Below are 1,158 nucleotides of genomic sequence, written 5' to 3'. Positions count from 1 at the left end.
TGAACCGGGTCAACCTCAGAAGGCCCCCGGCGGTATCGCCGAGGCTCCTTCCACCATCGCATATGCAATGGTTCCGCCAGACTATTTGCAGGTCCCGCGCCTCTAGCTTCGCCAGCGCGTCCGTTATCTCAGGACCCATCCCCCGTGGTCGGATATCCCTAGCGCGCCACCGGTCCAAACCCGTCCACGCTAGCGGTCACCACCGAAGCTCTTCAATCGGAAGAGGCGGCCCTAACGTCAGTGGCCGTGTGCGCAGCCGACGTGTGACATGGAATGTATATCACGGAGATCATCGCAATTTCCATGCAATTTTGAAGAAATTTCAACCACAAAAGAATTACTCAAAAACACTCCCTAATATGCTGATAGATTTCGCCATGCTTATATTCTGTGCAGCGTTGCTGATTGCGGACAGGTTCATCTGTTCGCCTCAGTAACACTTCAGGGAAACGCGTTCCAGTCTGAACACTAAAGACAATCACGAGATTGCCGATAGACATTGAGCAGCATTAGGACAGCAATATCCCATTGTTATAACGCCGCTTGGCCCGACTACCCCTTCTTGGGGTAGAAGGCACGACAAGAAGTGGCGGCTAGCACCGTTGAACATGAAGACCATTCGTAAGTTCGCCGCTTTCGCGGCTGCCTGCCTGGCCATCACGGGCCTAGGCATCACGTCACTGCACGCCGATGCGACAACGCGCACCTTCCAGATGCCGTCAAGCTCGCCCGCGCCCGCACTCCGCGACCCAGCCGGAAAGCTGCTCACCGCGTGGGAAAAATTGAACGACGGCGACCATAAAGGTGCCGAAATCGAGCTGCTTGCGCTCGTGGCATCGCCGGAGTTCAAACGGGCACAGGTGCGATTGCGGTTCACCGCATACGTCGGACTCTCGATTTGTCAGAGTGCAAGTGGCGATTCGCAGGGCGCATACGGGAGCATCCTTCGCGCCGGCGCCGTTGCCCCGGGACTGCGGAATGTCGAATACTGGAAAGCGCTGCTTGCTGCCGCAATTACGACGAATCGCCAATACGTTGCCGCCGACGCATTGAGCGCTGCGCTGCTCGTAGACCCTGTCAAAGCGCAGGCTATAGATATCGACATAATCTGGACGGTCATGGACAGCACGCGCGAGATGTGAAGTTGACCCGGCAAAA

1 protein-coding gene is annotated in these 1,158 nt (G+C 56.6%); it reads left to right on the top strand.

What is annotated here, in order from left to right:
- Positions 1–602: 602 nt before the first annotated feature.
- Positions 603–1,142 (top strand): hypothetical protein, encoded by a 540-nt coding sequence (locus BN2476_RS44855; protein WP_143811251.1) that lies wholly within the window; start codon positions 603–605, stop codon positions 1,140–1,142.
- Positions 1,143–1,158: the final 16 nt, after the last annotated feature.

It is taken from the genome of Paraburkholderia piptadeniae, from assembly GCF_900007165.1.
Classification (GTDB): Bacteria; Pseudomonadota; Gammaproteobacteria; order Burkholderiales; family Burkholderiaceae; genus Paraburkholderia; species Paraburkholderia piptadeniae.
The sequence above is the reverse complement of the archived record's forward strand: the minus strand, read 5'-3'. Positions and strand labels throughout refer to the sequence as shown.